At 67.1% G+C, this 1,938-nt stretch carries 2 protein-coding genes; both read left to right on the top strand.

The annotated features are described in order from the left end of the window. A partial coding sequence (locus AZG88_RS25995) for an IS21 family transposase (protein ID WP_061699632.1) occupies positions 1-1,059 on the top strand: 1,059 nt, incomplete at its 5' end. Between the two features lie 66 nt (positions 1,060-1,125). Beyond that, positions 1,126-1,890 carry an IS21-like element helper ATPase IstB gene (istB, locus tag AZG88_RS25990; protein WP_061699631.1) on the top strand — a complete coding sequence of 255 codons (765 nt, stop codon included), beginning with the start codon at positions 1,126-1,128 and terminating at the stop codon, positions 1,888-1,890. Positions 1,891-1,938: the final 48 nt, after the last annotated feature.

Raw genomic sequence — 1,938 nt, 5'->3', positions numbered from 1 at the left:
GCCACCGACCGGCGGGTGGCGGTGTGGGCGTTCGCGATTATCCTGTCCTGCTCACGGATGCTGTTCGTGCAGCCGGTGCTGCGGATGGACCAGAGTTCGTGGTGCGCCTCGCACGTGGCGGCGTTCGAGTTCTTCGGCGGCACGCCGGCCCGGATCGTGTGCGACAACCTCAAAACCGGGGTCGACCGGCCTGACCTGTATGACCCGAAGATCAACCGCGCCTACGCCGAACTCGCCGCCTACTACCGGGTGTTGATCGACCCCGCCCGCGCAGGAAAACCCAAGGATAAACCCAGGATCGAGCGCCCGATGCCCTATATCCGCGACTCGTACTTCAAGGGCCGCGAGTTCACCTCACTGGCGCAGATGCAGGACGCCGCCCTGGCCTGGTGCACCGACGTCTACGGGCTCCACAATCACCGTGGTCTCGACGGTGCGCAACCCGCGGCGGTGTTCGACGCCATCGAAAGGCGCAGTCTCACAGCGCTTCCTCCGAAACCGTTCGAGCTGGTCCTCTATCAGGTCGGGAAGGTCGCCCCGGACTGTCACGTCAAGGCCGGCAAGGCCCTGTATTCGGTGCCCTGGCGGCTGATCGGCCAGCAGGTGCTGGTCCGCACCTGCGGCGACGTGGTGCAGATCTTCCACACCGAGCAGGTGGCCGCCACGCATGTGCTGCACCTGTCGGGGCGGTCGACGAACCCCGAGCACTACCCGCCGCACAAGATCGCCTACACGCTGCAGACCGTGGTCTGGTGTCGGGCGCAGGCCGAGCAGATCGGTCCCGGCGCCGTCGCGGTCGTCGCCGAGTTGTCGCAGGTCAACGCGCTGCACCGGCTGCGGGCGATCCAGGGCATCGTCCGGCTGCGGGACCGCTACGACGACGCCCGCCTGGACGCGGCCTGCGCCCGCGCCCTCGAGGTCGGTGACCCCAGCTACCGCACCGTCAAGGGCATCCTCGCCGCCGGCACCGAACACGACGGACAGCCCACACCGGCCCCCACGCCGGCGCCGGCGTTCCTGCGCGGACCCGACGCCTTCGACACCGAACGCACCGCCTGAAGTGTTGAACGCTGCACCGACGCATGCTGCACACCAATTACTTTCATCAGACCACTAGGAATCGTCATGACCATTCACGACCCCAGCCTGCGGGCTGCGCTGAAGACGTTGAAGTTGACCGGGATGCTCGACACGCTCGACGCCCGGCTCGCTCAGACCCGGGACGGGCAGCTCGGACACCTCGAGTTCTTGCAAGTGCTGTGCGAGGATGAGATCGCCCGCCGGGAAACCGCGGCGCTGGCCCGTCGGCTGCGACGAGCGCGGTTCGAGCAACCGGCCACGTTCGAGGACTTCGATTTCACCGCGAATCCGAAACTTCCGGCGGCGATGCTGCGGGACCTGGCCGCCCTGCGCTGGCTCGATGCCGGCGAGTCGGTGATCCTCTACGGTCCCGTTGGAGTAGGCAAAACCCATGTGGCACAAGCGCTTGGGCATCACGTCGCCCGCCGCGGCGGGGACGTGCGGTTCGTCAAGTGCTCCCGCATGCTCGCCGATCTCGCCGGCGGCCATGCCGACCGCACCATCGGTCAGCGGATCCGCGAATACACCCGGCCGCTGGTGTTGATTATCGATGATTTTGCGATGCGTGAGCACACCACCACCCAGTCCGACGACCTCTACGATCTGGTTTCCGATCGCGCCATCGCCGGCAAACCCCTGATTCTGACGAGCAACCGCGCCCCGAAGGACTGGTACCCGCTGTTCCCGAACCCGGTCGTCGCCGAGTCGCTCCTCGACCGGCTCATCAACACCAGCCATCAAACCCTGATGGACGGACCGTCCTACCGACCCCGCAAACGACCCGGACACCGCCCCACCGCCGCAACCTGACCCGCACCCCGCCCGCTCGGGTTACCCTCGACTCAGCACGCCCGAGCA

Origin of the sequence: Rhodococcus sp. LB1 (genome assembly GCF_001583455.1) — a bacterium.
Taxonomy (GTDB): Bacteria; Actinomycetota; Actinomycetes; order Mycobacteriales; family Mycobacteriaceae; genus Rhodococcus_F; species Rhodococcus_F opacus.
This window is presented reverse-complemented; position numbering and strand designations above follow the sequence as displayed.